Source organism: Corynebacterium sp. MSK204 (assembly GCF_030229885.1).
In the GTDB taxonomy this organism is placed as follows: domain Bacteria; phylum Actinomycetota; class Actinomycetes; order Mycobacteriales; family Mycobacteriaceae; genus Corynebacterium.
Genome location: NZ_JASPGQ010000001.1, coordinates 146,344 through 172,784, shown reverse-complemented (window position 1 = coordinate 172,784; position 26,441 = coordinate 146,344). Strand labels below are relative to the sequence as shown.

Genomic DNA, 26,441 nt, shown 5'->3' with positions numbered 1-26,441 from the left:
GGGTAAGCTCATAGATTAGCCATGACACAGCATGAAACCACGACGTCGCAGGCTCCTAGCCGCGATGAACTTTTTGCAGCATTAGACAACGTCACCATCGCCGAGGCCCGCAGCTTCCGCCGCCGCCTGTCGAAGGCACGCGCCCCCAAGGCCCTGCGCGAAATCGGCCAGGATATCCAGGCTGCCGCAGATCGCCTCGCGCTTGTCGATGCCGCCGTCCCCCAACTCACCTACCCCGATTCCCTGCCAGTCAGCGCCCGCAAGGACGATATCGCCGCAGCGATTGAAGAAAACCAAGTCGTCATCATCGCTGGCGAAACCGGTTCTGGTAAGACCACGCAGATCCCCAAGATCTGCCTCGACATCGGCCGGGGCCGCCGCGGCCTTATCGGCCATACGCAGCCGCGCCGCATCGCCGCGCGGACCGTCGCCGAGCGCATCGCCTCCGAGCTCGACCAAGACATTGGGGAGTCGGTGGGCTACGCCATCCGCTTCGATGACCAGGTCTCTGATAACACCGCCGTAAAACTCATGACGGACGGCATCCTGCTAGCGGAAATGCAGCGCGATCGCTTCCTTAATAAATACGACACCATCATTATCGATGAGGCGCACGAGCGCTCGCTGAATATCGATTTCCTCTTGGGGTATCTCAAGAGGTTGCTTCCCAAGCGGCCCGATCTCAAGGTGATCATCACCTCCGCAACCATCGATCCGGAAAGTTTTGCCGAGCACTTCGCCCAACCCAATGGCACCCCCGCGCCCATCATTGAGGTCTCCGGGCGCACGTACCCGGTAGAAATCCGCTACCGTCCCCTCGAATTCGAGGCCGGTGGAAAGCTGGTGGATCAAGACCCGCTCGATGGCTTAACCGAGGCCATCGAGGAGCTCATGGCAGAAGGCGACGGCGATATCCTCTGCTTTTTCCCCGGCGAGCGCGATATCCGCGATGCCATGGAAGCCATCGAGGCCAAAAAATGGAAAAACGTCGAGGTTGCTCCCCTCTTCGGGCGCCTATCCAACCAGGAACAACACCGCGTATTTAGCAATCACCGCGGGCGGCGCATCGTTTTGGCCACCAATATCGCCGAAACCTCGCTGACCGTACCCGGGATCCGCTACGTCGTGGATACCGGCACTGCGCGCATCTCGCGCTATTCCACGCGGACCAAGGTGCAACGCCTGCCCATCGAGCCGATTTCGCAGGCCTCTGCTAACCAGCGCTCCGGTAGGTGCGGCCGCGTCGCCGATGGCATCGCCATCCGCCTCTATAGCGAGCAGGACTTTCAAAGCCGTCCGGAATTTACTGACCCGGAAATCCTGCGTACCAACCTGGCCAGCGTCATTTTGCAGATGGTCTCGCTCAAGCTCGGCGATATCGAGCAATTCCCCTTCCTCCAGCCACCCCAGTTCAAGGCCATTCGCGATGGCCTCAACCTCCTCCACGAGCTCGGGGCGCTCCAGGATAAGCACGAGAAGCCCACGCTGACCGAAACCGGCCGCAACTTGGCCCGCATCCCACTCGATCCACGCATGGCGCGCATGCTTATCGAGGCCCATACCAACGGCTGCCTCCACGATGTCATCATCATCGTTGCCGCCATGACCATCCAAGACGTGCGCGAACGCCCGCTGGACTACCAAGCGCAAGCCGATCAGGCGCACGCGCGCTTTAAGGACAAGACCTCTGACTTTTTGTCCATGCTGAAGTTGTGGGATTACATCAAGCAGACCCGCAATGAGCAATCGGGCAATAAGTTCCGCAAGCGCATGAAGCAGGAGTTCCTCCACTACATGCGCATCCGCGAGTGGTTCGACTTGGTCCGCCAGCTCAAAGACGTCTCCAAGCAGCTGGGGTGGGATTACCAAGAAGCCACCGAGCGCCGCTCCGACGATATTCACATCGCGCTGCTATCCGGACTGCTATCCAATATCGGCGCCCGCGACGGTAATTCCAAGGAGTTCCACGGCGCGCGCAATACCCGCTTCCTCGTCTTTCCAGGTTCCGCCTTATCCAAAAAGCCGCCGGAGTTCCTCATGGCGGCTGAGCTCGTCGAAACCTCTCGGCTTTGGGCCCGCGACGTCGCCGCTATCGACCCATCGTGGGTGGAAAAGCTCGGCGCCGACCTGCTCAAACACAACTATTCCGATCCCACGTGGTCCCGCAAGCGCGCGGCCGCCATCGCACACCAGAAGTCCACGCTCTACGGCGTGCCCATCGTCGCGGATCGCACCGTGCCCTATCACCGCGTGGATCCCGTCGCTGCGCGCGATATGTTCATCCGCAATGCGCTTATCGCCGGCGAGTGGAATGCGCATCATGACTTCCTCAAGGCAAACGCGCAGGCCCTTGATGAGGCCGCCGAGTACGAGGAAAAGGCCCGCCGCCGTGGCCTCATCGTGGATGAGGATACCCTCTTTGATTTCTATGACCAGCGCATTCCAGACAAGGTCACCACGGGCCGGCATTTCGATTCCTGGTGGAAGAAAAAGCGCCGCCAGAAACCCGATCTGCTGAATTTCGACCCAGCCACGCTTGTCGATGACTCCCACGACGTCACCGAAGTCTCCTTCCCCGATCACTGGCGCAAGGGCTCCATCGATTACGAGCTGACCTATAAATTCGAGCCCGGCGATCCCCTCGATGGCGTCACCGTCATGGTTCCCGTTCCCATGCTTGCCGGCCTCGATACCGAAGGCTTCGATTGGCTCGTCCCCGGCCTGCGGCTCGAGCTCGTCAACGAGCTTATTCGTTCCCTTCCCAAGGCCCTGCGGCGCACCGTCGTGCCCGCCCCAGAATTTGCCGAACGCGCCATGGAACGCCTCATCCCCTTCGAAGGACCGCTTACCCAGCAGCTTGCCGATGTCCTGCGCGAGCTCGGCGGCCACGGCATCAACGCCTCCGACTTCCAACCGGACAAGCTGCCGGAACATTTGCGGATGAATTACGCGGCCATCGACAAGCGTGGCACCATCATCGATTCCGATAGGGACCTTGCCGCCCTGCGCGAGCGCCAGGCCGGCCACATTAAATCGTCCGTCTCGCGGGTAAGCCGCACCGCCGAATCCACCGCGGTCAGCGAGTGGACCGACGATACCCTCGGCACCGTTGACGAGACCGTCACCACCACCGTCGATGGCCACGAGGTCACCGCCTACCCAGCATTGGTGGCTACCAAGGAAGGCGTCGAGCTTAAGGCTCATCCCACCAAGGCGGCTGCCGATGCCGCCATGGTCACCACCACCCTCACGCTTTTGATGCGCGAGATTTCCGTCTCGACCGCGCAAATGGTCAAGGGGCTTCCCTTGCAGCAACGCGTTGCCGTGGATTCTTATCCGCATAGCGGCGCAGACGGGCTGGTGAATGACGCCCGCGTAGCGGCAATCCGCGACCTCATGCTCGAAGCCGGCGGCCCCGTGCGCTCGCCAGAGGCGTTTTCCGAGCTCAAGGATACCGTGAAACCGCAGGTCCCCGGCCGCGTGCGACAATCAATCGTCTCGATCGCGCCTGGCTTGGCTGAGTACTCCAACCTCCGCGCCGAGCTTTCCCAGTGGGACGGTCCCGCCATCAACGATATGGAAAACCAACTTAATTTCCTTCTTCCGCCGAATGCCATCACCGTGCACGGAGCCGCGCACCTGCGCCACCTTCCCCGCTACATCCAGGCAATGCGCATCCGCTTGGAGGACATGTCGCTCGATCCGGATCGCGATGCGGACCGCCAAGCAGAGGTCGATAATGCCAAGGCCTACCTAGCAAACCGCCTCCGAAACCTTCCCGCGGGCCGCGAAAAGACCCGCGAGGTCAAGGACATCCACTGGATGATTGAGGAATTGCGGGTCTCGCTTTTTGCCCAGCGCCTCGGCACGGCCCACGCAGTATCCCTGCGGAGGATTCAAAAAGCGGTGGATAAGCTGCGCTAGTCTCCCCAACGTCACGGTCCCACCGCCGACCGAGGACCCCGGCTCCCCGCTACGGACGCCCGGTCCGCTGGCTAGCCGTCCGGCCTGCTGGCCGCTCGGTCTGCTGGCTGGCCACCCGGCCGGCCGTACCTAAGCTAAAAATCTGCTTACTCGGCCGCCGGCGGCGTGAACATTGGGCAGGCTCTAGCGGAATCATGCGCACAAAATGCCATTTAAGACTGCTTCGATCCTGCGCAGGAACGGCCGTATCACGGCTGAGAAATCGTCCTACACTGCGCAGTTTAAAGGTCCCCGCGATCGCGGCGCCGCATCAAACGAATCTCCGATTCAAAGTCATCCGCGCTCTCGAATGATTTATACACCGAGGCAAAGCGCAGATATGCAACCTCGTCTAGGTCACGCAGCGGCTCGAGAATCGCTAGCCCGATTTCGTTGGCATTCACCTGCGAGGAACCATGCCCCCGCACCGTTTCCTCAACCTCTTGGGCCAACTTTTTTAAGGCATCATCGCTAACGTCACGACCCTGGCACGCGCGCCTAACGCCCCGAATGAGTTTATCCCGGCTAAATGGCTCAGCAAGGCCATTTCTCTTAACAACCAGCAGTACGGCCTTTTCCACAGTGGTGAAGCGCCCCTTGCAGGAAGCACACTCCCGCCGGCGCCGTATCGATGCGCCAGCATCAACCACGCGCGAGTCAATAACGCGGGATTGTTCGTTATGGCAAAACGGGCAGTACACACTAGTCCTTTCGCTAATTTAGCTTCTCGGTTTAGTTTACCTCCCAAGGCCAAGCCAAAAACCTGACATCATTGCGAAAGACCTCTCCTGCTCGCGTGCCGGTCTCCGTGAAGCAAGCAGGCCCTATCTGCCGCTGGTAAACAAGCTGCTGCCTAACAAGGCTCCAAGCCTTAAACCCCGAAGTGCCTGCTTTAGTGGCCTGCTTTAGTACACGCAGCGCTACTGACCGATCGCTGCTTCTACTTGCTGTACCGAAGCGCCAGGATCAGTCGGCGTTTCAGCATTCGTACCCATCAGCCCGCCGGCAATCGTGCCGAAAAATACGGCAGCGCCAAATACTGCACCAAGGAGGTAATTCTTGCGCGAACTTTGCGCATCGTCTTCTTTCATCGGCCTGTTCGCGAAATCAGGTAAGAAACTTTCATCAGTCCACGTATTCGAATAACCTTCACGATTCGTTCGATATACGGAATTTAAGGTCCTGATTTCCCTCTTTTCGGAAGGAGAATGCTGCACGCCCCAGCTTTGATCATCAATATCCCAAATGGCGGCTGAAGGGACGATCTGTGGACGTGCCGCGCGTTGTTTAACCATGTTATTGCGAGAGTTAAGTAGTTGAGACATTGCTTTCCTTTCGACGACCGCCGTAAGTCTAAAGCGGCCCCTTGACACAGCAAGAGCTCAATGTCGCTCCTGTGTTCGAGACTGTTTCTATGTTCGATTTATAGCACCCCTTCGAAAACCTGTCCAGTTTTTCGCGTAAATCTCGAACGCTTGTACTTTTCGTGCTACAAATGAGTTATGGCACGCAGGTGTCACCCAGTCCCTTTTCAAGCTACGAACGCAGAAACCTCAGACCCCCTAGCTAGGAGCCGCACATGGGCCGCAAGAAAGCAAGCACCGCAAAGAACGATTACGCCTCCCTTTCCGAAAGGCAACGCCGCATCCTTAACGTCATCAGCGATGCAGTGATGCTCCGCGGTTACCCGCCCAGCATCCGCGAAATTGGTGACGCCGCCGGCCTGCAATCCACCTCATCCGTGGCCTATCAGCTCAAGCAGCTTGAGGAAAAGGGCTTCTTGCGCCGCGATCCCAATAAGCCCCGCGCGGTCGACGTACGCCACCTCAACACTGACGACGCCGAAAAGAAGCCGGGCCGCAAGTCTAAGGAGATCCCCGATACCTCTGCCCGCGGCCCTGAAGAGTCTGCCGCCGTAGCTTATATTCCCGTCGTTGGCCGCATCGCCGCCGGTGCACCAATCACCGCAGAGGAAAATATCGACACGTATTTCCCCATGCCAGACGAGGTCGTCGGCGGGGGCGAGCTCTATATGCTGCAGGTCGTGGGCGATTCCATGCAGGATGCCGGCATCCTCAACGGCGACTGGGTCATCATTCGGTCGCAATCGGTGGCTGAGGAAGGCGAGTTTGTCGCCGCGCTTCTCGATGGCTCCGAGGCCACCGTCAAGGAATTCCACCGCGATTCCTCTGGCGTATGGCTCCTTCCGCACAACGATGCCTACCCGCCCATCAACGGCGATGATGCGGAAATTATGGGCAAGGTAGTATCCGTCTTCCGCAAACTCTAAGCCCCGGCAAGCTACGTTAACCAAGCCGCACGCGAGTTTTCGCCTGCGGCTGTTGTCGCCGCCTGCACTCTGCGCCCGCTTTCTTGAAACCCGCTCTTTGCACTTAGTACGCTGCCCTGTTTCCCCTGCTTGGGGAGCAGGGCCTACGAGTTTTAACACATTCCATGCCTTTCTGCCTCGCAATCGCGCCCCAAAAGCCAACTTAAGCGCGCGGGACTTATTGAAAAAGCACCCCCGAAATAACGGATCTGTAAGTTAAGCGCTACTAGGGTTGGCTTTCAACTAGGGCAAATATAGCTGACTGACCTGCGGCTTTCATCCCAAACCAGACAACGGCGCACACCCTAATTTTTGTTTTCGTCCGATTACCGCCGAATTTTGACACAATGGAGGGAGAAATCCCACATCAGTTAGCTTTCACCGAACGCCTGCATTCGCAGATGGAGTAACCGCCCGGACGAAGGCAAGGAGCAAGGAGGGTCTGTGTACGCAGAGGAGCGACGCCGCCAGATCGCGTCCCAAACTGCCGTCGAGGGTCGCGTGAACGTCACCGAATTATCGGAGCGTTTCGACGTGACTGCTGAAACCATTCGCCGCGACCTAGCCGTGCTAGATCGTGAGGGCGTTGTCCACCGCGTTCACGGTGGCGCCGTGGCTTCGCAGGCGTTCCAGACCGCGGAGCTCACCCTCGATACCCGCCAGCGTTCCGCATCTGGGGCCAAGGCTGCCATCGCGCACGCCGCGCTCGATTTCCTTCCCCCTGGCGGCGGCAGCATCTTCTTGGACGCCGGCACCACGATTAATACCTTTGCCGAGCTCATCAGCCAGCAATACCCGCAGGCGCAGTTCAATATCGTCTCCAATAGCCTGCCCATCGCGCTGTCGCTAGCCAATAGCGGCGTTCCCGATGTCCAGCTCCTCGGCGGCACCGTACGCGCTATCACCCAAGCCGTCGTCGGCGATACCGCCTTGCGCACCATGGCGCTCATGCGTGCCGATGTCGCCTTCATCGGCACTAATGCCCTGACCCTCGACCACGGCTTGTCGACGGCCGATTCCCAAGAAGCAGCCATCAAATCTGCCTTCGTCACGAATGCCCACAAGGTCGTGGTCATGTTTGATTCCAGCAAATTGGGCAACGACTATCTGGTGAGCTTCGCTTCCATTGCCGATATCGATGTCGTCATCACCGATTCCGGCGCACCGGAATCCTTCGTTGACGCCCTGCGCGAGCGAGAGATCGATGTCGTGCTCGCCAGCGAATAGCTCCAACACGCGCACGACTTCGCCCTCCCTACTCCGGTGCCATTTCTCACCGAGGTAGGGAGGGCGAAACCTTTGGCCGTTAGTTGAACTTTTCTATCTGCTCCATCGCTGCGGCGCGGGCGGCGGAGGGGCCTTCGGAGTTGAGGGCGGCATCGGCAAGCTGTTGGCACTGGTCAAAGGTCAGCTCGGCCAATTGGGCGCCAACGCCGGCGACTGCGGTCGACGCAGCCGACAAGGAATTGACGCCAAGGCCGGTCAATACGCAGGCCAATAGCGGATCGGCTGCAGCCTCGCCGCACACGCCAACCGGTACGTTGTATTCGTGCCCTGCAATGCAGGTGTGCTGGATAAGCCTCAGCACGGCCGGCTGCCACGGGTCGGTGAGGTACGCAAGCTGAGGCGACAGGCGGTCAGCGGCCATCGTGTACTGGGTGAGGTCATTGGTGCCGATGGATACGAAGTCCAGATGCGGCATGATCTTATCCGCCATCAGCGCTGCTGCGGGCACCTCAATCATCGCGCCCGCGGTCAGTCCGCGCTCCCGGCACAGCTCCGCAAACCACTGGGCTTCCTTCGACGTCGCCACCATCGGTGCCATGACCCAGGTTTCGGCATCGTCGCCGCGGGACTCCGCGGCCTGGGCGATGGCGTCCAACTGGCGCGTCAACAGGGACTCGTTATCGCGGGCAATGCGCAGACCGCGCACACCCAACGCCGGGTTCTCTTCCGAGGACAACGTGGCATAAGAAATCGGCTTATCGGAACCAGCGTCCAAGGTGCGCACCACGACCTTGGAATTGGGGTAGGCGTTAAAGACCTTCTTGTAGATTTTTGCCTGCTCGTCAACGGAAGGCTCCTCGCTCGCGGACAGGAACGACAGCTCCGTGCGGTAGAGGCCAATGCCCTCTGCCTGCGAGTCGGAGGCGATGCGGGCGGCGTTGCCATCAGCCACGTTGGCCAAAAGCTGCACGCGGCGGCCATCCTTGGTTTGCGTCGGCCCAGTCCATTCGGCCACGCGGGCGGCGCGCTCGCGGTATTCCTCGACCGCCTTAGTGGATTCTTCCTCGTCCGCGCCCAGCGTCACGGTTCCTAGGGCACCGTCGACGAAGACGAGCGTGCCGCTTTCAATCTCCCGCAGCTTATTTCCCACGGCGACGATGCACGGAATATCGAGCTGGCGTGCGATGATCGCGGTGTGGCTGGTGGGCCCGCCCAGTTCGGTGACGAGCGCGCGAATATGCGCGGTATCCAGGGTGGCGGTATCGGCGGGCGCGAGGTCATCGGCAAAAAGCACCGCTTGGCCCTCCACCATGGGCAAACCGGGCTCCTGCTCGCCGCGCAGCTGGGCGATGACGCGGTCGCGCACGTCCTTCAGGTCGGTGGTGCGCTCGGCCATGACGCCGCCGGCCGCCTCAAACATGGTGACGAACTTATCCGTGGCTCCCACCGTGGCGAACTCGGCATTCTTGCCCGAGCGAATGTTCTTGCGCACGGCCTTGTGCCACCCGCGGTCCTTGACCATGCCGGCGGTCGCCGTCAGTACTTCCGAGGCTTGACCCTCGGCGGCTGCGGCGCGGTTTTCCAAGCGGCTGGCGACGACATCGACTGCCTCGAGGAAGCGATCGTATTCGGCTTCGCTGCTGGCCTCTTGGTCAATACTTCCTTCAGTAGGCAGCTCCGGGCGGGGGCGCACCCATACGGCTTCTGCATAGGCAACTCCAGCGACAACGCCGGTTCCTTTAACAGTGGACTGAAGCGTATTTTCCATGGCGATACTTCCTTCGAAGATAGCGGCTTATTTATTTCCAGATCATCACAAATCCAACAGAAATGCAATGTATGCCACACGGTTTCTATTGACTTTCCAACACAATCGGGCAAGAATAAACATTAACGGCGGGCTTAACCGCGAGTTCTAACCGGACCGACTGCGTGTGGCCCCCAATATACGCACTCTGCGAAAGGGATAAGTTCTCGATGATCCTCACGCTCACCCCAAACCCAAGTATTGACGCCACCCTGGCGCTCAATCAGCCACTAACCTCAGGCGATGTCCACCGCGCCGCCAGTGTTACCCAGGTTGCCGGCGGCAAAGGCGTCAACGTCGCCCACGCCGTGCACCTCGCCGGGAAAGAAACCCTCGCCCTCTTCCCCGCCCGCGCGGCCGATCCATTCATCAACCTCATCCAGGAGGTCCACCTCCCCTATGCCCACGTGGACATGGATGGCGGCGTGCGCGTCAATACCACCATCACCGAGCCAGATGGCACGACCACCAAGGTCAACGGCCCTGGCCCGCTGCTTTCCGATGCCACCCAAAACCACCTCATTTCCATCCTTACCCACCATGCCCAATCCGCTGATTGGGTAGCCCTTGCCGGATCGCTGCCCAAGGGCGTTGACGCCGGCTGGTATACCGACCTCATCAAGGAGATCCGCAATGCCGCCCCGCAGGCGCGCATCGCCGTGGATACCTCTGATGCCCCGATGAGGGCCATCGCCATGCAGCTCGCTACCACCGCCCCGGATCTCATCAAACCCAACGGCTTCGAATTAGGGCAGCTAACCGGCCAGGATGGCCTCGCCCTCGAGCGCGCCGCTGCGGCCGGGGACTACAGCCCGGTCGTGGAGGCTGCAAGGGATGTCGTGGGTCGCGGCATCAAGGAAGTGCTCGTCACCCTCGGCGGCGCCGGTGCCGTACTGGTAAACGCAGAAGGCGCATGGGCTGCCACCCCGCCTCCCGTCACGGTGAAATCGACCGTTGGCGCAGGTGATGCTGCATTGGCCGGATACCTCCTGGGGCGCACGCAGGGGCAAGGACCGGCATTCTCCCTCGCGCTCTCGGTGACTTATGGCACCGCCGCGGCCGCCAAACCCGGCACCCAATTCCCCCGTCCCGAAGAACTCGATACCGCCCATACCTCCATCTCCGCTCTATAACTAAGGGAGCCTTCCATCATGGCATCCGATCTCATCACCACAGAACTGGTCGCGCTTGACGCCGACTTTGGCGATAGCGTCGACTCCGTTATCACCAACCTCGCCACCTTGGTGCACGATACCGGGCGCGCAACCGAGGTCACAGGCCTCGCCCAGCCCGCCATAGACCGCGAGGCCAAGGCCGGCACCGGCGTGCCAGGCGGCGTGGCCATCCCCCACTGCCGTTCCGAGGCCGTCACCGAGCCGACCCTGGCTTTCGCCCGCCTTACCCGCGGCGTGGATTTTTCCGGCCCCGACGGCGATGCCCAGTTGGTCTTCCTCATCGCGGCACCCGCCGGCGGTGGCAAGGCCCACCTGCAGATTCTTTCTAAGCTCGCCCGCGCCCTCGTACGCAAGGACTTTTTAGAGGCCCTGCGCACCGCGTCGACGAAGGAGGAAATCGTCAAGGAAATCTTAGCCGTCGTCAACGCGGAAAAGCCGAAGAAGAAAAAGCAGGACGCCGCGGAGGCTGCAGCTGGGGCTGCGGAAGGGGCATCGGCAAGCGCGGGTGCTTCGGCGCAAGCTACCCGCATCGTTGCCATCACGGCCTGCCCAACCGGAATCGCACACACCTACATGGCTGCCGATGCCCTCACCCAAACCGCCGGCGAGCGCGACGACGTCGATCTCACCGTCGAAACCCAGGGCTCGTCCAATAATGAATCGGTCTCGCAGTCCACCATCGACGCTGCCGACGCGGTCATCTTCGCCACAGACGTTGGCGTGCGCGACCGCGAGCGCTTCGCGGGCAAGCCCGTCATCGAAGCCGGCGTCAAGCGGGCCATCAACGAGCCCGGCAAGATGCTCGACGAGGCCATCGCGGCGGCGAAGAACCCAAATGCCCGAAAGGTCTCTGGCACCGCCTCTTCCTCCTCCGCAGAAGAAGAAGGAAAATCGCTGGGTTGGGGCAAGCGCATCCAGCAGGCGATTATGACCGGCGTGTCCTACATGGTGCCGTTCGTCGCCGCCGGCGGCCTTCTCTTGGCCCTCGGATTCCTCTTCGGCGGCGCCGATATGGCCAATGGCTGGCAGGCGCTTTCCACGGATTATTCCCTGTCCAACCTGCCGGGCAATGAGATTACCGTCGACGGCGAGACCATGTCGTTCGAGAACTCCGGGTTCGGGCTCTATATAGGCGCGGTTCTCTTTGCCATTGGCCAGGCCGCGATGGGCTTTATTGTCGCCGCACTTTCTGGCTATATCGCCTACGCCTTGGCCGGGCGCCCTGGTATTGCGCCGGGCTTTGTCGGCGGTGCTATCGCCGTGACCCTCGACGCGGGCTTTATCGGTGGCCTGGTCACCGGTTTGTTGGCCGGCTTTATCGCCCTGTGGATTGGCAATTGGAAAGTCCCGCGCTGGCTCGGTTCCCTCATGCCGGTGGTCATCATTCCGCTGCTGACTTCCCTCGTCGTTGGCCTGTCGATGTACCTTTTGCTGGGCGCCCCACTGGCCGCGCTGATGGAGGGCCTGCAAGATTGGCTGTCTTCCATGTCTGGGTCTTCTGCCGTAGTGCTCGGCATCATCTTGGGCCTGATGATGTGCGTCGACCTGGGTGGCCCGGTCAACAAGGCCGCATACCTCTTTGCCACCGCAGGGTTGTCCACCGGCGATGCAGCCTCCATGCAAATCATGGCCGCTGTCATGGCTGCCGGCATGGTGCCGCCCATCGCTCTGTCCTTGGCAACCTTCATCCGCAAGTCGCTATTTACCCCTGCCGAGCAGGAAAACGGTAAGTCCGCCTGGTTGCTCGGCCTATCCTTCGTCTCCGAAGGCGCCATCCCCTTCGCCGCGGCCGATCCGTTCCGCGTCATCCCTTCCATGATGGCTGGTGGCGCCGTGACGGGTGCTATTTCCATGGCGCTGTCGGTCGAGTCGCGCGCCCCGCACGGTGGTATCTTCGTTGCCTTCGCTATCGACCCATTCTGGGCCTACCTGGTAGCCATCCTTGCCGGCGTGACGGTATCCACCGTCGCGGTCTTGGCCATGAAGCAATTCTGGCCCAATAAGACCGTCCAGCAAGCTGCGCAAAAGGCTGCTCCAGAGACCAAAACCGGTTCCCAGAACGTGGCGGCATAAACCAAACGCTCGTACACTGGATCACGATAAATTAACTACAGAAAGGATAATTTCCATGGCTTCCAAGACTGTAAAGGTGGGCTCCTCTGTAGGACTGCACGCACGTCCTGCCTCCATCATCGCTGACGCCGCCGGCGAATACGACGAGGACATCTTCCTGAACCTCGTCGGTGAAGATGACGATAACGAAACCGACGCGGCTTCTTCCCTGATGATCATGGCCCTCGGTGCCGAGCAGGGCGACGAGGTCACCGTTACCTCTGACAACGAAGAAGCCGTTGAGAAGATCGCCGGCCTCATCGAGCAGGATCTCGACGCTTCCTAAGCGCTGCTGCTCATAACTAGCGTTTAAACACGACTCGTACGCTCCTCGCCTTGACGGCGGGGAGCTTTTGCGATCCATCGGCGGGTTTCCCAGTGCCCATTGCGCCGGCTATTCAGCTCGCTCGCGCGGCGCATAAGCACGGTCGCTAGGATTTTGACCCTGAACCTGTAAATCCGTGCGGGGTGCGGATCTTTTTGTGCTAATCCTCTTGTCCCGGATTCTTAGGATGGCGGCCTGTCGTTTTCGTTCGGGCTGCCGGGGTTCGTGGCCCACGGCGGAAGCCAGCGGACCTTTCCTTGTATTCGGGCCAATCTCCCGCGCCGCGGCGGGGCCTGCGGGTCATCATCGTTGACGCCGTTATGGTACGGGCAACAAGTAGCGAGGTTAGCGGCATTGGTATTGCCACCGTGCTGCCAGCTTTCTAGGTGGTGGATCTGGCACTCATCGGCAGGATAATTGCATTTTTCCCAGGGGCATACGGGATTGAAGGCGGCCGCCATCAAGCGCTGCTTCGCGTTGGCAAACCGGGACGTGCGGTACAAGTTGACCGGCCCTTCAACGGGATGCACAAGCGTGATGTACCCGTGATCGCTTAAGACGCGGCTCGCGAGGTCGGCACCGCTGATGCGCGAGCCATTGGTAAGCTGCAGGGTTATTTCCTCGCCATCGCCATCGACGATGCGGTCGAGCTCGTCCAAGGTGATGACCACCTGCGTGGTGACGGTGGTGCGCGCCCCAGACTTCCCGCCGAAGAAGATGGATTTGACCGATTCCAATGGGCGCTCGGTATCAAGGGCAGAGTGCATATCGGCGACGTCGGCGGATTCCCCGGTGATGGTCAACGACCACGGTCCGCGCGGCCGGCGGGTGATCCGCACCCCTTTCTTCGGAGTGCGGGGCGGCTGTAGCTCCCGCAAGAGGTCGCGCGCCCGCTTACGCAAGGCAGTGGCGCTTCCGCGGAACTCACATAACTCGGAGCGTATGGCCCAAGCATCGCGCTGGGTGCGAGCGCGCAGCGCGAACTTTTCGATGAGGCTGAGCACGTCGAGCGGGTGCGTCGTCGAGCGCGCCGTGCGTTGCTTGGCGCTAAAGGCACAGCGGCCAAAATAGACATCGCAAAGATGCACCACCTCGCGCGCGGCGATGTCGCTGGCGCCGCGCTGCACCAAATCGCGCTCGCTTAAGCCCCGGGCGGCGGCGATGATATCCATCCCTTGGCCCAGCGCGGTTAAATAACGGTCGAGTGCGTTCATGCCGCCTAGTACAACGCACAATCCGGCGCGGCCGCGACCGCACGCACGAAGGCCTGTGGATTAGGCCGCGAACCGTACCGCCACGGCGCTATTTCGCGGCGGGGTCAACAAAGTTATCCACAGAATTTAGTATTTAGCGTCGTGGCCTTCGCCCACGGTTTCGTACAGCCGCCGCATGATGGGATACGCAATGATGATGCCGACAGAGCCCCAGGCGATGCCCTCCAAGCTCACCCCACCCACGGTCAGGGTCAGGTTGCCGATGCCCGCGATCAAGGCCACCGCGGCCGCCGTCAGGTTCACCGGGTTATTGAAGTTGACCTCATTATCCATCCAGATCCGCACGCCCAGCATGCCGATAAGCCCATAGAGCACGAGGGTGGCCCCGCCAAGCACGCCGGTGGGGATGGTGAAAATCAGCGCACCGAACTTCGGGACGAACGCCAGCAAAATAGCGGTCAGGGCCGCAACCCAATACGCGGCCGTGGAATAGACGCGCGTGGCGGCCATAACGCCGATATTCTCGGCATAGGTCGTGGTACCGGAGCCGCCGAAACCACCGGCGAGGGAGGAAGCGAGGCCATCGGCAATCAGGGCATCGCCGGCAAGGTCGTCCAAGTCGCGGTTGGTCATCTCAGAAACGGCCTTGACGTGGCCGACGTTTTCCGCAATCAGCACCACGAGCACCGGCAAGGCCACGGCGATGGCGGAAAGATGGAACTCTGGGGCGTGAAATTCGGGCAGGCCTACCCACGGCGCGGCATCGATGGCAGCCCTGGCATCCTCGCCTAAATTACCGGTCAGGGCGGCGAAAACCCAGCCGACGACCACGCCGATGAGGATGGACAGGCGCGAAACCATGCCGCGCCCGGCAACCGTGGCTAGGAGAATAACCAGCAGCGTGATGCCTGCGACCAAGGGCTGCGAGGCGAAGTTCTCGGCCGCATTCGGCGCCAAATTAAGCCCGATGAGCGCGACGATGGCGCCGGTAACCGCCGGCGGCATCACAGCATCGAGCACCCGCTTGCCGGCAGCCTTGACCACAAAACCGACCGCCACCAGCACCAAACCGGTCACCAGAATGGATCCGGCCTGCGCCGCAATCCCGTATTGCTGCGAGGCGGTCAGCGGGGCGATGAAGGCAAACGACGAACCCAGGTAGGACGGCAGGCGATTGCGCGTAATCAGCAGGAAGAGGATGGTGCCGATGCCGGAAAACAGCAGCGTGGTATTGACCGGAAATCCGGTCAGGGTGGGCACCAGCAGCGTGGCACCAAACATCGCCACCACGTGCTGCATGCCGATGCCAATGGTTCGGCCCCAACTTAGTCGTTCCTCGGGCGCGACCACGGCGCCTGGTGCAATTTTCTTACCGTCGCCGTGGACGGTCCAACCTAGTATGCTCACGAACCACCATTATGGCCCATGGAGCACGAGTTTTAGGAATCTTCCTCCACGATGAATTCGGCGAGCTCGCGGGCGGTGGTGGCGGGCAGGCGGACATCGACAAGCGTGCCGTCCTCGGTGTATTCCTCGCTGCGCACGGTGCCCTCGGCGTGCACGCGCGAGACGACATCGCCGCGGGTGAAGGGAACCTGCAGCTTAACGTGGCTATCGCGGGAGTTGAGGAAGAGCTCCACGCGCGCGCTCAGCTCGTCGATGCCCTCCCCCGTGCGCGCCGAAACATAGACGACGTCCTCATGATCCAGGACGTGGCGCAGCTCCGCGAGCACGAGCGGGTCGGCCTGGTCAATCTTGTTGATCACGATGATTTCCGGCGGGGCCTGCTCACCAGTCTCGCTGACGATATCGTAGATGACCTTATTGACCGCCTCGATTTGCTTGAGCGGGAACGGGTCCGATCCGTCCACGACGTGCAGCATAATATCGGCGGCGAGTACTTCTTCCAGGGTGGATTTGAAAGCCTCCACCAGCTGGGTAGGCAGGTGGCGAACGAAGCCGACGGTATCGGTGAAGACGACCTGGCGGCCATCGGCAAGCGAGGCCCGCCGCGTGGTGGGATCCAGGGTGGCAAATAGGGCGTCTTCCACAAGCACGCCCGCGTTCGTCATGGCATTAATGAGCGAGGATTTGCCGGCGTTGGTGTAGCCGGCGATGGCGATCTGGGCGATCGTGGAGGACTGGCGCCGGGAACGCTTGACCTCGCGGGCGGTCTTCATCCCGCGCAGTTCCTTGCGCAGGCGCGCCATTTCGGTGCGAATGCGCCGGCGGTCGGTCTCGATCTTGGTTTCACCGGGCCCGCGCAGGCCGACGCCACCATTGGAACCGGCGCGGCCGCCGGCCTGGCGCGAGAGATTGCCGCCCCAACCGCGGGTGTGGGTATAGAGGTATTCCAGCTGCGCCAGCGAGACCTGCGCCTTGCCCTCCTTGGACTTTGCGTGTTGGGCAAAGATGTCCAAGATGAGCATGGTGCGGTCGATGACCTTGGTATTGAGCGCGCGCTCTAATGCCGTGAGCTGGCCGGGGTTCAGCTCACCATCGCACACGACGGTATCGGCGCCGGTGGCCTCGACGATATCGTGGAGCTCTTTGACCTTGCCCGAGCCGATGAAGGTGCCTGGGTCCGGTTTATCGCGCTTTTGGTAGATCATTTCGACCACGTCCGCGCCGGCGGTTTCGGTCAGGGCGGCCAGCTCATCCATCGTGGCCTCGACCTCCGCTACGGTGCCTTCGGTCCACACGCCCACGAGGATGACGCGCTCGAGGCGCAGTTTTCGGTATTCCACCTCGTAGCCATCGGTGGTGTCCTCGGCGCGGATGGAGGTCTCGCGGGTAACGCGGCGGAAGGCATTGCGCTCGGCCAAATCTAGATCGCCGCTGGTGGGCGTGGTTTCCTGCGGGGTGTCCGCGTGGTCGCGGAAGGCCTGGGCGAGAAGTTCGTCCTTGCTCGCCGAGCTATCAGAATTCTGCGGGGAAAATTTGTTCATATTGCTATCTATTTTGGCACGTTAGACCGCAAAACGGGAATTGCGGTTTCCGGGCTTACTGGACAAAGCGATACAATGGTGCCTATGGAAACGACGCAGCCTAGGCCAACGACTACTACCCAGAAGAAGAATACCGAGATGCAGGCGATCGGCCTGGATTTCGAACGCTGGCAGGACGCGGTCGAAGCAGCCATCGCCACGAACCGCCTTGCCGTTACCGGCGAGGTCCGCGGTGGCCAGCTCATTCAATACGGCGACCCCTCGGGCGCCCAGCTTAATATCTTGGCGGTCGAACCCTACGCCACCTTTATCGGCTTCGACGCGGTCACGCAGGGTTTCGCCCACGTGGAGATGTTTAATGACGTGCTAGCGATCATGGACATCATCGATCCCTTCGGCACGCCGCTGGCCCAGGTCACGGCGAACCTCGCGCAGGGGCCGCTGTTGGCAGAAGAACCGCGGCAGGAATGGCAGCAGGTATCGCTGACCGCCATGGGGCTCGATATCACCACCTACGAGTCCCCGGCCGCCTACGAGGCCGAAAACGGCGAATACCCCGCCCTCTTTGAATCCGAGGGCGCCCGCGTCATCGCCTCTGGCTCCGGCGCGCAGGCCCCCACGCCGGCGGCTACCTTCGCCGCCCGGGTGATGGAAGCCGAATGGCGTACCAATGAACTCACCGGTGAGAAATTCGCGCACCTCGTCATGGATGGGCTATTCCCCTTCGATCTCTGCCTGCCGGCGGACCGTGGCGAATTGCCGGTCAAGGATTCCGTGATCTCCGGTACGGCCCTGCTCACCGCCGCTATTGACATGCCGTCCGGCGGCTGCGGCGATGGCGGATGCGGTTGTGGATCCGGCGGTTGCGGCTGCGGCGGGCACTAGATTTTTAGGCCATGCCTTTCCTTAGCGATCCGCAAAACCGGAGGACACTTGTCTTTGTCCTCTTGGTCCTTTGCGCGATCGCGATCGTTGTAACGCTAAAACTGCCCGGCCTCATCATCGCCGCCATGCTGGTGGGCGCGGGCTGGTTCATGCTGCGCACGCGCCCCGATACCGCGGAAAGAAAGGCCCTGCGCAGCTCCATTTCGCTTTCGGCGGACGATATCCAGGACGTCATCGCCGAATTCGAGGAATTCGAAACGTCCACAGAGGCCGAGCCGCTGGCGGATCGCACGCTGTACCGGCCTGCACTGCTGGACCTCGACTGTTCCCACCCCGCCATCGATGCGTTCCACTACGAATTGGCTGGGGCACGCCGCTTTCTCCGCCGGCTCAATATCCGCATCCACTCCCACGGCATGCGCACACAGGACTTGGAAGCCCTCCTCCGCGTCACCGATGAGCGCGCCCGCGAGCTGAAAGAATCGTGGTTGGCGGCCCGCCGCGCGGCCTTCCGGCTCGGCCCGGATTACCGCACCCGGCAGTTCGACGACGAAGACTAAGGCTTTTACAGGCTCGTTTCGCCCGTCGCGACGATGGCGGACGGTCCCGTCAAGCGCGTGCCGTTCTCATAGACCTCAACGGTGACCTCGCCGCCAGGAACGTGGACGTGGACGGTGCCGAGGGCTTGGGCGGCATCGGCAAGCGCGGCGGTAGCTGCCGCGACCGTGCCCGTACCGCACGACTGCGTCTCCCCAACCCCGCGCTCAAAGACGCGCATATGCACGTGCCCCTCGCGCAGCGGGGTGACCAGCTCAAAATTCACCCCGCCCGGGAAGAAGGACTCATCGTAGACCGGCGCCGTTAGGTCCTTGGCGGCCAAAGCTGCTGGCTCCAAGCCCGGAATGACGGCCGCGAGGTGCGGGTTGCCCATATCCACCCCGAGGCCGGCGTAGGACTCACCGCCCACGGACGCGGTAGATACCCCGGTCACGCGCGCGGGGCCCATCTCCACGGTGACGCTCGCGTCGGTAGCGTCACAGGAATGCACCGTCACCTGCTTGGCGCCCGCCCGGGTACCGATGGTGAATGCGTCCTCGCCCACCAAGTCGTGCGAACGCAGCCAGTGGGCAAAGACGCGGGTGCCATTGCCGCACATTTCCGCCACGGACCCATCGGCGTTGCGGTAATCCATAAACCAGTCGGCGGAATCCACCCCGTCCGGAAGTGCCGCCAGCTCTCCTGCGTCCACGAGGGCGCCGGCGCGCACTACGCGCAACAGGCCATCGCCGCCGATTCCCGCCCGGCGGTCACACAGCGCCGCTACGCGCTCCGGTGAGAGCGGCGCCTCGGCGTCGAAGTCTTCTACGATGACGAAGTCATTTTCGGTTCCATGGCCTTTGGCAAATTTCATGCCTTCTACCCTAGCGCCGAAGCGCATACAAAGCCTGGGCCATAGTATCGCCCTCGGCATCGAGCCAGGTAATGCGCTTATCGCGGTTAAACCAGGAACGCTGGCGGCGCACGTACCGGCGGGTGCCAGTAATCGTGCGCTCCACGACATTCTCCCAGGTCAGCTCGCCGCGCTGGGCTTGTAGAACCTGCGCATAGCCAATGGCGCGACCCGCGGTGGAATCGGCCACAAGCCCCTTATCCTGCAGGCGCTCGACTTCCTCGACGAGGCCTTGCTCAAACATGAGGTGCGTGCGCTTTTCGATGCGCGGGTTCAACCACTCGCTATCAGTCCGCAGCCCCAGCAGCTTCGTCCCCCACCGGGGCGGGCCGTTCTTCGGCGGCTGGCTGGCCTTAAAGGACTTGCCGGTCAGCTCGATGACCTCGAGCGCCCGGACGGTGCGGCGGGGGTCTTTGTCCTCGATGATGGCGGCGGCGGCCGGATCGACGCGTGCGAGCTCGGCGTGGAGTGCATCCGTTCCGATATCGGCGCGGCGGGCCTCGTATTTGGCCCGCACCTGCGGATCGGTGGGCGGGAATTGCCAGTCATCCACCAACGCCTGGGCATAGAGCATGGATCCGCCGACGAGGATGGGCGTCTTGTCGCGGGACATGATGTCCTCGATATCGCGCAAGGCCGCCTGCTGATAGCGCGCCACGGAAGCAGTCTCCGTCACGTCCCAGACATCGAGTTGGTGATGCGGGATGCCTTCGCGCTCTGCGGGGGAAAGCTTCGCGGTCCCGATATCCATGCCGCGGTATAACTGCATGGAATCGACATTGACCACTTCCCCACCCAGTTCATGGGCAAGGGCCAGCCCGAGCGCGGATTTGCCGGACGCGGTGGGGCCAACTACTGCGATGGGGCGCATGTTACCTCCCAACCTGCCACGTAGCGGCCTACCTCGAGGGTGGCGTCCGTCGCCCGGACCTGCGCGCGCTTGGGCGTGCAGGCGGCAAGCTCGAGCCAGAGCGCTGGCTCTTCCACGCCGCGTTGCTTCAGCCATTCGGCCTCGCTGCTTGCCGATGCCCCCATCAACACCTCCTCGCACCACCGGTGCGCCTCCTGCGCGCCGGGGATAAGGGCCAGCGGTGCTCTCTCGGTAAGCCCCGCGCTGCCGTCTGCGACCACGATGCTAAGGACCTTTGGGTCTGGCGTGCCCAGGCGGTCGCGGCTATCGCGCACCGTTATCTGTGGGACCGTGGAAAGGACGTAGCGGGCCATGATTTCTGGCAGGTAGTTTCCGGCGCCCACGTGCACCTGGTCGGCTCCCCAGGCGCGTAGGCTTCCCGCGTGGCGGGTATGCCACCGCGAGGAGCGGGATCCGATAATTTCTGCTTCGCCAATGCCGGCGGCTGCGGCTTCGACCGCCAGCGTGCGCGCCGCTGCCAGCAGCGCCCGCGAGGCGGCATCGTTGGGGGCTAGCTCGACTGCCAGCGCCGGCGAGGCGGGCATAACCATGAGATTGAACATTATTCCTCCATACTATCTACCCAAGAGGAGGTAATTAAATAGATTCTAGGCACACGGCGATTTTTCGCGGTAATGTAACCAGTGATTTCATCCGGCAGCCGTGACGCGCGGCGATATATGTCTAGGAGGGCTTTCCATGTCTCCCACCCCTACCCCAGGTTCCATGCCCAAGAAGGGCCCCCGCCCCACAGCCAAGCCCGTGCCCGTGCAATCACCGAGCAAGAACGATCCGGCCAAGTGGGGGCGCGTCGATGCCGATGGGTCCGTCTTCGTTTCCGCCCCCGAGGGCGAGCGCAAGATTGGAGAATGGCAGGCAGGCTCTGCGCAGGAGGGCCTCGAGCACTTCGGCGCCCGGTATGATGACCTAGCCACCGAGATCGAGCTCCTAGAGGCTCGCCTGCGCGCCAACCCAGGCGAGGCCGCAGGAATCAAGCAAACCGCCGCCGAAGTCCGCGAGACCCTGCCTACCGCTGCGGTCATTGGCGATATCGCGGCGCTGGATCGCCGCCTCGCTGCGGTTATTGATCACTCCGTTGTGGCCGGTGAGCAGGCGCAGGCGGAGCGGGAAAAGCGCCGTCAGGACGCGATTGCGGCGAAGGAAAAGCTCGCCGCCGAGGCCGAAGAGATTGCCGAAAACTCTACGGAATGGAAGGCCGCCGGCGACCGCATCCGCGCCATTTTGGAAGAGTGGAAGCAGATTAAGGGTATCGATAAGAAGACCGATGACGGCCTGTGGAAGCGCTACTCTCGCGCCCGCGATTCCTTTAATAGGCGCCGCGGTTCGCACTTTGCGGATCTCGATCGTGCCCGCGCGGCGGCGCGAAAGAAGAAGGAAGAACTCGTCGAGCGCGCCGAGGCCATCCAGGACTCCACCGATTGGGGCCCCACCGCCCGCGCCTACCGCGATCTAATGGCGGAGTGGAAGGCGGCCGGCCGCGCCCCGCGCGAGGTCGATGACCAGCTGTGGGCGAAGTTCCGCGCAGCGCAGGACCGCTTTTTTGATGCCCGCAATGCGGTCAACGACGAGCGGGACCGCGAGTTCGCCGAAAACGCCAAGGCGAAGGATGCGCTGCTTGCGGAATACGACAGCCAAATCGACCCATCGCAAAGCATGGACAAGGCCAAGGCTAAGCTGCGTGAGCTGCAGGAAAAGTGGGAGGAAATCGGCTTCGTGCCCCGCAACCAGGTGCGCGAGTACGAATCCAAAATTGAGCAGCTAGAAAAGCGCGTCACCCAAGCAGAAGAATCCGAATGGCGGCGCACCGACCCTGAAGCGCAGGCTCGCGTGGCCCAATTCCAGGCGAAGGTGGAAGACTTCAAGGCCCAGTCCGCGGCCGCAGAGGCTAAAGGCAAGGAGAAGAAGGCCGCGGAGCTGCGCGCGCAGGCGGAGCAATGGCAGGAATTTGCCGATGCCGCTGCCAATGCCGTCAACGATAAATAGTGCACCTCGTTCAGATTGCGCGCCCAACCCAGGTAGCCGAGGCTGAACCGGCGGATTGCATCCGTTCCTTTGTTTTCTGGGCAAACCTGGCGGCGCAGGAAGCAAGCGGCGATGCGGCGGCCTCGACTTCGCCTAGCCGCGTGGTGCACCGCCTGCAGGGTTCGGGCGAATCGCAGACCTACCTTTTCGCGGTGGTCGATGGGCCGGCGACGCTCGGGCCCGTCTCCGAGCTCGGTCTGCCCCAGATCCCCGCCACCGCACCGAGCCCCGAGCTGGACTACGTGGGATTTATCCACATCAGCCTGCCGCTTTTAGAAGAGCGCAATGCCGCGGAAATCGAGTGCGTCCTGTGCGATCTACCGCTGCCCGGTGAACCCCTTGATGCCGAGGGGCACAAGGTGGCTACCTGGATGGGAGATACCGCCTTAAAAATCACCCAGCAGCTCGGCCGCAGCGTCGCGCACGTGGGCCTGCTGCACCCGCCGGAGACGGCGCCGGAATATGACGCAATGGCGGCGGTCTACCAATCCCTGGGCTTTACGCAGCGCCATAGCGAGCGGCAACTAGCCATCGATATTCCAGAGCACCCGGCTGCCGCCCTCTTTCCGCCCGGGCTTTCGGCCGCGATATGGCAGGACTATGCCATTCCGGAAGAACATATCGACGATGTCATGCGCCTTTTAACGGTTGCCTCCGCGGATGCCGATACCGGCACCTTATCCACCGAGCCCATCGTCTGGTCCCGGCAGCGGTTGGAAGAAGCGCATCAACGCCTGCGCTCGCGGCGCGGACATACGCTGCTCGTGGCGCTCATCGATGATGCTGGGGGCATCGTAGCGCTCACGGAGCTAGCACGGCACGAGGCCGCAGATCCGGAGGTCTGCGAATGGACCCTCACCGTCACCGACCGCGACCACCGCCGGCAAGGACTGGCGCAATTGGCAAAACTCACCGCCCTGCACGAGGTCAACCAAGCGTGGCCACAGGTGCGCCGCTGCTATTGTTCCGTCGCAGCCGGCGACGCCGCCATGAACGCGCTGTATGCGCGGCTCGGGGCGCGGGAAATCTCCCAGTCTTCTGCCTGGGAGCTCCACCTTTAGCCCTCGTGCTGGTGGCGGTGGCGCTCGGCGGCCTTTTTCCGGCGGTCATCGACAAGCATCTCCTGCGGCTGCGGGGACGCAATATTGGATTGGAATTTGCCTACCTCATCCAGCTGGCCTGCCGAGGCACGAACCTTTTCTTCTGCCGCGCGCTGCTCTGGGCTACGCCGCAGGGCGACGAGGCTAAAGCCCAAGAAGGCCAGGAAGGTTGCCAGCATGCCCACCCACATGCCAATGGCCGGGCCGTCCGCAGTAGAGCCGCGGTACCAAAAGCCCCACAGGTTAACGAAGAAAGAAACCGTCACCATCATCCACGCAATCAGCCCGAAGGTGGCGCGGCGGGTCAGCAGGGTTGCCGTCGTCAGCACGCCCACGCCAAGTAGCGCGAGCCACGCGGAGATGGTCTCCATCAGCGAGATCTTCACCCCGTCCTCGGTGGTGCCAAAACTTAAGGCCTGCCACCCGTGGGCGGAGCCGGCATAAGGAACGATGAGGTAGACAATATAGGCCGCCACAGCGATCCACAGCGTCACCTTTTGCCCACGCAGATCCATGGTTTGTGCTGCTCGGCGCTCCGCCTGTGCCGCTTCCTGGGCGGCGGTGGTGGTATTTCGCTCTCTCATGGCACCCTAGCCTACTCCCCGGTTAGCAGCCGCAAGAATCCGCTGCGGCAGCGCCAGCAGGCTTGCCGATGCCCGGCAGCCCCAAGCCCACCCCAATCGGAGCGGTAGTGGGGGTTTGGCCCGCTGCCGACATGTCGCCGGCCTTGGTGCGGGTGTGGACGCTTACTGCGGCATCGGCAAGCAAGAAGAACGAGCCTGCGCCCGTGACTTTGGTGCGCACGACGTCGCCGGGGCGAATCTCGGCGGAGATATCCGCGCCGTTGTCATCAATAGGGCTAAAGTGCACGAGGCGCCCATCCCGAGCTCGACCCGACATGCGGTGGGTCTCATCGTTCTTGCGTCCGCCCTCAGCTTGGACCAAGAGCTCCACCTCAGTGCCCACGAGCTTCTGGTTCTCTTCTGCCTGGATGCTATCTTGCAGCGCAACGAGCCGCTCGAAGCGATCCTGGACGACTTCCTTGGGGACTTGGTTGTCCATCTCCGCCGCAGGGGTGCCAGGGCGCGGGGAATACTGGAAGGTAAATGCCGAGGCGAAGCGGGCGCGGCGGACCAAGTCCATGGTGGCCTGGAAATCCTCTTCGGTCTCGCCCGGGAAACCAACGATGATATCCGTGGTAATCGCCGCGTTCGGAATCTTCTCCCGCACCTCATCGAGGATGCGCAGGAACTTCTTCGTGCGGTAGGAACGACGCATGTCCTTCAAAACCTTATCCGAGCCAGATTGCAGCGGCATGTGCAACTGTGGGCACACCGCCGGGGTTTCCGCCATGGCGTCGATGACATCCGAGGTGAATTCCGCCGGGTGCGGGGAGGTAAACCGCAGGCGTTCGAGGCCGTCGATCTTGCCCACTTCGCGCAGCAGCTTCGAGAAAGCAAAGCGATCGCGCGGCATTTCTGGATCGGCGAAATTCACGCCATAGGCGTTGACGTTTTGGCCCAAGAGGGTGACCTCAGAGACGCCCTGATCCACCAGCGCCTGTACCTCGGCCAGAATATCGCCTGGCCGGCGGTCCTCTTCCTTACCGCGCAGGGAGGGAACGATGCAGAAAGTGCAGGTGTTATTGCAGCCCACGGACACCGATACCCAACCCGCGTAGGCGGATTCGCGCTTAGCAGGCAATATGGAGGGGAACGCCTCTAGCGAATCGACGATCTCGACCTGGGCTTCCTCGTTATGGCGGGCGCGCTCGAGAAGGGTGGGCAACGCTGCCATATTGTGGGTTCCGAAGACCGCATCCACCCACGGCACATTGTCGAGGACGGTGTCCTTATCCTTTTGTGCAAGGCAACCGCCCACGGCGATTTGCATGCCAGGATGGTTCTCCTTCGTCTTCTTCAATGCGCCCAGCGTGCCGTAGAGGCGCTTGTCGGCATTTTCGCGGACAGCGCACGTGTTAAAGACGATGAGATCCGGCTCCGTGGCCTCGTCTGCGGCCGCGTAGCCAGCTTCCTCCAGCAAACCGGAAATGCGCTCGGAATCGTGCACATTCATCTGGCAGCCGAAGGTTCGGACTTCATAGGTACGGGTTTCAGGAATTGTCTGCTCCACGTCGGCATAGTTTAGCCATCACCCAGAACAACTCATAACCGTCGCAACTCGGCACCCGTGCAGGCACGTGGGTGGGATCGGGCACGCCGTGAGGCGCGTTGGGGCACGGGCCCGCGATGGGTGGGGCGCGTGTGCGAGTCACTAGGTTGGAGCCAACAAGGCACTAAGCCCCATCCGCCGGATTTAAGGAGAAGACAGCTCCTCGCACCGTTCATCAAGGGCGCTAATGGCGATGTTTAAAGACATCCCCTCGTTGAACCCGCGGCGCGCCAATACTCCCACGATCCTGCGTAGCGCCTTTTCCCGTTCCTTCCTATCTGCAGGAACGGATTTCACGCTGCGCGCCTTCTTTTCCGCCAAGGCTCGGGCCATCGCTTCTTCATCGGCCGCGTCAATTTGGGTGAGGGCTTCGTCTCGGTCTTCTTGACTTACGCCCTTCTCCCAGAGCTCGCGGTCGAGGACGCTGCGCGATTTCCCCCTCCGCTTATGCCGCTGCCGCACCCATTCGGCGGCAAAGGCGGCATCGTCAATTAAGCCGGCATGGGCCAAGTCATCGAGGACCTCGTCAACCACCTCAGGGTCGAATTCGGCCTGTACTAAGCGGTCGTACAATTCCTGACGGGACCGCGAACGCTGGTCGAGCAGGCCCAATGCGCGGGACCGCACCTTTGATTTTGCCTCTTCGGCCTCCCGATCAAAAAGCCCGCCCCCGGCTTCTCCTTTTTCATAGGCTTCAAGGGCCTGGCGGAGTTGCTCTAGCTTGTCAGGGGCGGGTTGATTCATAGCGCGGGTGTTAAGCGGTGGGAGTGTTGGTGGACAG

General features: G+C 61.9%; 22 protein-coding genes. 10 read left to right on the top strand and 12 right to left on the bottom strand.

Annotation, left to right across the window (positions count from 1 at the left end; all coding sequences use genetic code 11):
- The first annotated feature begins 21 nt into the window (after positions 1 to 21).
- Complete coding sequence (hrpA, locus tag QP908_RS00820; RefSeq protein WP_284771457.1) at positions 22 to 3,924, top strand: ATP-dependent RNA helicase HrpA; 3,903 nt, start codon at positions 22 to 24, stop codon at positions 3,922 to 3,924.
- Between the two features lie 281 nt (positions 3,925 to 4,205).
- Here hrpA and nrdR read toward each other — a convergent pair whose 3' ends face one another.
- Positions 4,206 to 4,664 (bottom strand): transcriptional regulator NrdR, encoded by a 459-nt coding sequence (gene nrdR, locus QP908_RS00815; RefSeq protein WP_023017363.1) that lies wholly within the window; start codon positions 4,662 to 4,664, stop codon positions 4,206 to 4,208.
- Between the two features lie 219 nt (positions 4,665 to 4,883).
- A complete protein-coding gene (locus tag QP908_RS00810) occupies positions 4,884 to 5,288 on the bottom strand; it encodes a hypothetical protein (protein WP_239269841.1) in 405 nt (134 codons plus the stop codon).
- Positions 5,289 to 5,542: 254 nt separating this feature from the next.
- On the opposite strand from QP908_RS00810, the gene lexA reads away from it, so the two are divergent.
- Positions 5,543 to 6,253, top strand: a complete 711-nt coding sequence (gene lexA, locus QP908_RS00805) for a transcriptional repressor LexA (RefSeq protein WP_239269842.1) — start codon at positions 5,543 to 5,545, stop codon at positions 6,251 to 6,253.
- A gap of 483 nt (positions 6,254 to 6,736) precedes the next feature.
- On the top strand, positions 6,737 to 7,519 hold the full coding sequence (sugR, locus tag QP908_RS00800) for a transcriptional regulator SugR (protein ID WP_239269843.1): 783 nt from the start codon (positions 6,737 to 6,739) through the stop codon (positions 7,517 to 7,519).
- Between the two features lie 79 nt (positions 7,520 to 7,598).
- Here the strand turns inward: sugR and ptsP are convergent, their stop codons facing one another.
- Complete coding sequence (gene ptsP, locus QP908_RS00795; protein ID WP_239269844.1) at positions 7,599 to 9,287, bottom strand: phosphoenolpyruvate--protein phosphotransferase; 1,689 nt, start codon at positions 9,285 to 9,287, stop codon at positions 7,599 to 7,601.
- A gap of 209 nt (positions 9,288 to 9,496) precedes the next feature.
- Here ptsP and QP908_RS00790 point away from each other — a divergent pair, with 209 nt between their 5' ends.
- Genes QP908_RS00790 through QP908_RS00780 form a run of 3 tightly spaced genes read left to right on the top strand, consistent with a single transcriptional unit; the run spans position 9,497 to position 12,899 of the window.
- The gene (locus QP908_RS00790; RefSeq protein WP_239269845.1) at positions 9,497 to 10,459 is read left to right on the top strand and encodes a 1-phosphofructokinase family hexose kinase; all 963 of its coding nucleotides are present in this window, start codon (positions 9,497 to 9,499) and stop codon (positions 10,457 to 10,459) included.
- 18 nt (positions 10,460 to 10,477) lie between these two features.
- Positions 10,478 to 12,574, top strand: coding sequence for a PTS fructose transporter subunit IIABC (locus QP908_RS00785; RefSeq protein WP_284771456.1), 2,097 nt, complete (start codon positions 10,478 to 10,480; stop codon positions 12,572 to 12,574).
- 55 nt (positions 12,575 to 12,629) lie between these two features.
- Positions 12,630 to 12,899: an HPr family phosphocarrier protein gene (locus QP908_RS00780; RefSeq protein WP_239269539.1), complete on the top strand. Its 270-nt coding sequence runs from the start codon at positions 12,630 to 12,632 to the stop codon at positions 12,897 to 12,899.
- Between the two features lie 221 nt (positions 12,900 to 13,120).
- On the opposite strand, the gene QP908_RS00775 is transcribed toward QP908_RS00780, so the two are convergent.
- The 3 genes from QP908_RS00775 to hflX all read right to left on the bottom strand — a co-directional run bounded on the left by QP908_RS00775 (position 13,121) and on the right by hflX (position 17,100).
- Positions 13,121 to 14,152 carry an HNH endonuclease signature motif containing protein gene (locus QP908_RS00775; RefSeq protein WP_284771455.1) on the bottom strand — a complete coding sequence of 344 codons (1,032 nt, stop codon included), beginning with the start codon at positions 14,150 to 14,152 and terminating at the stop codon, positions 13,121 to 13,123.
- A gap of 126 nt (positions 14,153 to 14,278) precedes the next feature.
- A complete protein-coding gene (locus QP908_RS00770; protein WP_239269532.1) occupies positions 14,279 to 15,559 on the bottom strand; it encodes a uracil-xanthine permease family protein in 1,281 nt (426 codons plus the stop codon).
- Positions 15,560 to 15,591: 32 nt separating this feature from the next.
- Positions 15,592 to 17,100 (bottom strand): GTPase HflX, encoded by a 1,509-nt coding sequence (gene hflX, locus QP908_RS00765; protein ID WP_023030607.1) that lies wholly within the window; start codon positions 17,098 to 17,100, stop codon positions 15,592 to 15,594.
- A gap of 75 nt (positions 17,101 to 17,175) precedes the next feature.
- Between hflX and QP908_RS00760 the strand changes: the two genes are divergently transcribed.
- Complete coding sequence (locus QP908_RS00760) at positions 17,176 to 17,985, top strand: hypothetical protein (protein WP_239269531.1); 810 nt, start codon at positions 17,176 to 17,178, stop codon at positions 17,983 to 17,985.
- Positions 17,986 to 17,996: 11 nt separating this feature from the next.
- Positions 17,997 to 18,545, top strand: coding sequence for a hypothetical protein (locus QP908_RS00755; RefSeq protein WP_284771454.1), 549 nt, complete (start codon positions 17,997 to 17,999; stop codon positions 18,543 to 18,545).
- Positions 18,546 to 18,550: 5 nt separating this feature from the next.
- On the opposite strand, the gene dapF is transcribed toward QP908_RS00755, so the two are convergent.
- From dapF to QP908_RS00740, 3 genes are read right to left on the bottom strand one after another with little or no spacing between them, the layout of a single operon-like run.
- Positions 18,551 to 19,396 (bottom strand): diaminopimelate epimerase, encoded by an 846-nt coding sequence (dapF, locus tag QP908_RS00750; protein WP_239269529.1) that lies wholly within the window; start codon positions 19,394 to 19,396, stop codon positions 18,551 to 18,553.
- Positions 19,397 to 19,406: 10 nt separating this feature from the next.
- On the bottom strand, positions 19,407 to 20,306 hold the full coding sequence (gene miaA / locus QP908_RS00745) for a tRNA (adenosine(37)-N6)-dimethylallyltransferase MiaA (RefSeq protein ID WP_239269528.1): 900 nt from the start codon (positions 20,304 to 20,306) through the stop codon (positions 19,407 to 19,409).
- Entirely contained in the window at positions 20,288 to 20,908 is a 621-nt protein-coding gene (locus QP908_RS00740) for a hypothetical protein (protein WP_284771453.1), read from the bottom strand. The genes miaA and QP908_RS00740 overlap by 19 nt, the downstream gene beginning before the upstream one ends.
- Before the next feature lie 136 nt (positions 20,909 to 21,044).
- Here QP908_RS00740 and QP908_RS00735 point away from each other — a divergent pair, with 136 nt between their 5' ends.
- Positions 21,045 to 22,349, top strand: a complete 1,305-nt coding sequence (locus QP908_RS00735; RefSeq protein ID WP_284771452.1) for a DUF349 domain-containing protein — start codon at positions 21,045 to 21,047, stop codon at positions 22,347 to 22,349.
- Positions 22,349 to 23,449, top strand: coding sequence for a GNAT family N-acetyltransferase (locus QP908_RS00730; protein WP_239275492.1), 1,101 nt, complete (start codon positions 22,349 to 22,351; stop codon positions 23,447 to 23,449). The genes QP908_RS00735 and QP908_RS00730 overlap by 1 nt, the downstream gene beginning before the upstream one ends.
- Here QP908_RS00730 and QP908_RS00725 read toward each other — a convergent pair.
- The 3 genes from QP908_RS00725 to recX all read right to left on the bottom strand — a co-directional run bounded on the left by QP908_RS00725 (position 23,446) and on the right by recX (position 26,404).
- The gene (locus tag QP908_RS00725; RefSeq protein ID WP_239269524.1) at positions 23,446 to 24,072 is read right to left on the bottom strand and encodes an Rv2732c family membrane protein; all 627 of its coding nucleotides are present in this window, start codon (positions 24,070 to 24,072) and stop codon (positions 23,446 to 23,448) included. The two genes, QP908_RS00730 and QP908_RS00725, sit on opposite strands and share 4 nt — an antisense overlap.
- A 22-nt stretch (positions 24,073 to 24,094) precedes the next feature.
- Positions 24,095 to 25,621 (bottom strand): tRNA (N6-isopentenyl adenosine(37)-C2)-methylthiotransferase MiaB, encoded by a 1,527-nt coding sequence (gene miaB / locus QP908_RS00720; protein WP_284771451.1) that lies wholly within the window; start codon positions 25,619 to 25,621, stop codon positions 24,095 to 24,097.
- A gap of 183 nt (positions 25,622 to 25,804) precedes the next feature.
- Positions 25,805 to 26,404, bottom strand: coding sequence for a recombination regulator RecX (gene recX / locus QP908_RS00715; RefSeq protein ID WP_239275489.1), 600 nt, complete (start codon positions 26,402 to 26,404; stop codon positions 25,805 to 25,807).
- Between the last annotated feature and the right edge of the window lie 37 nt (positions 26,405 to 26,441).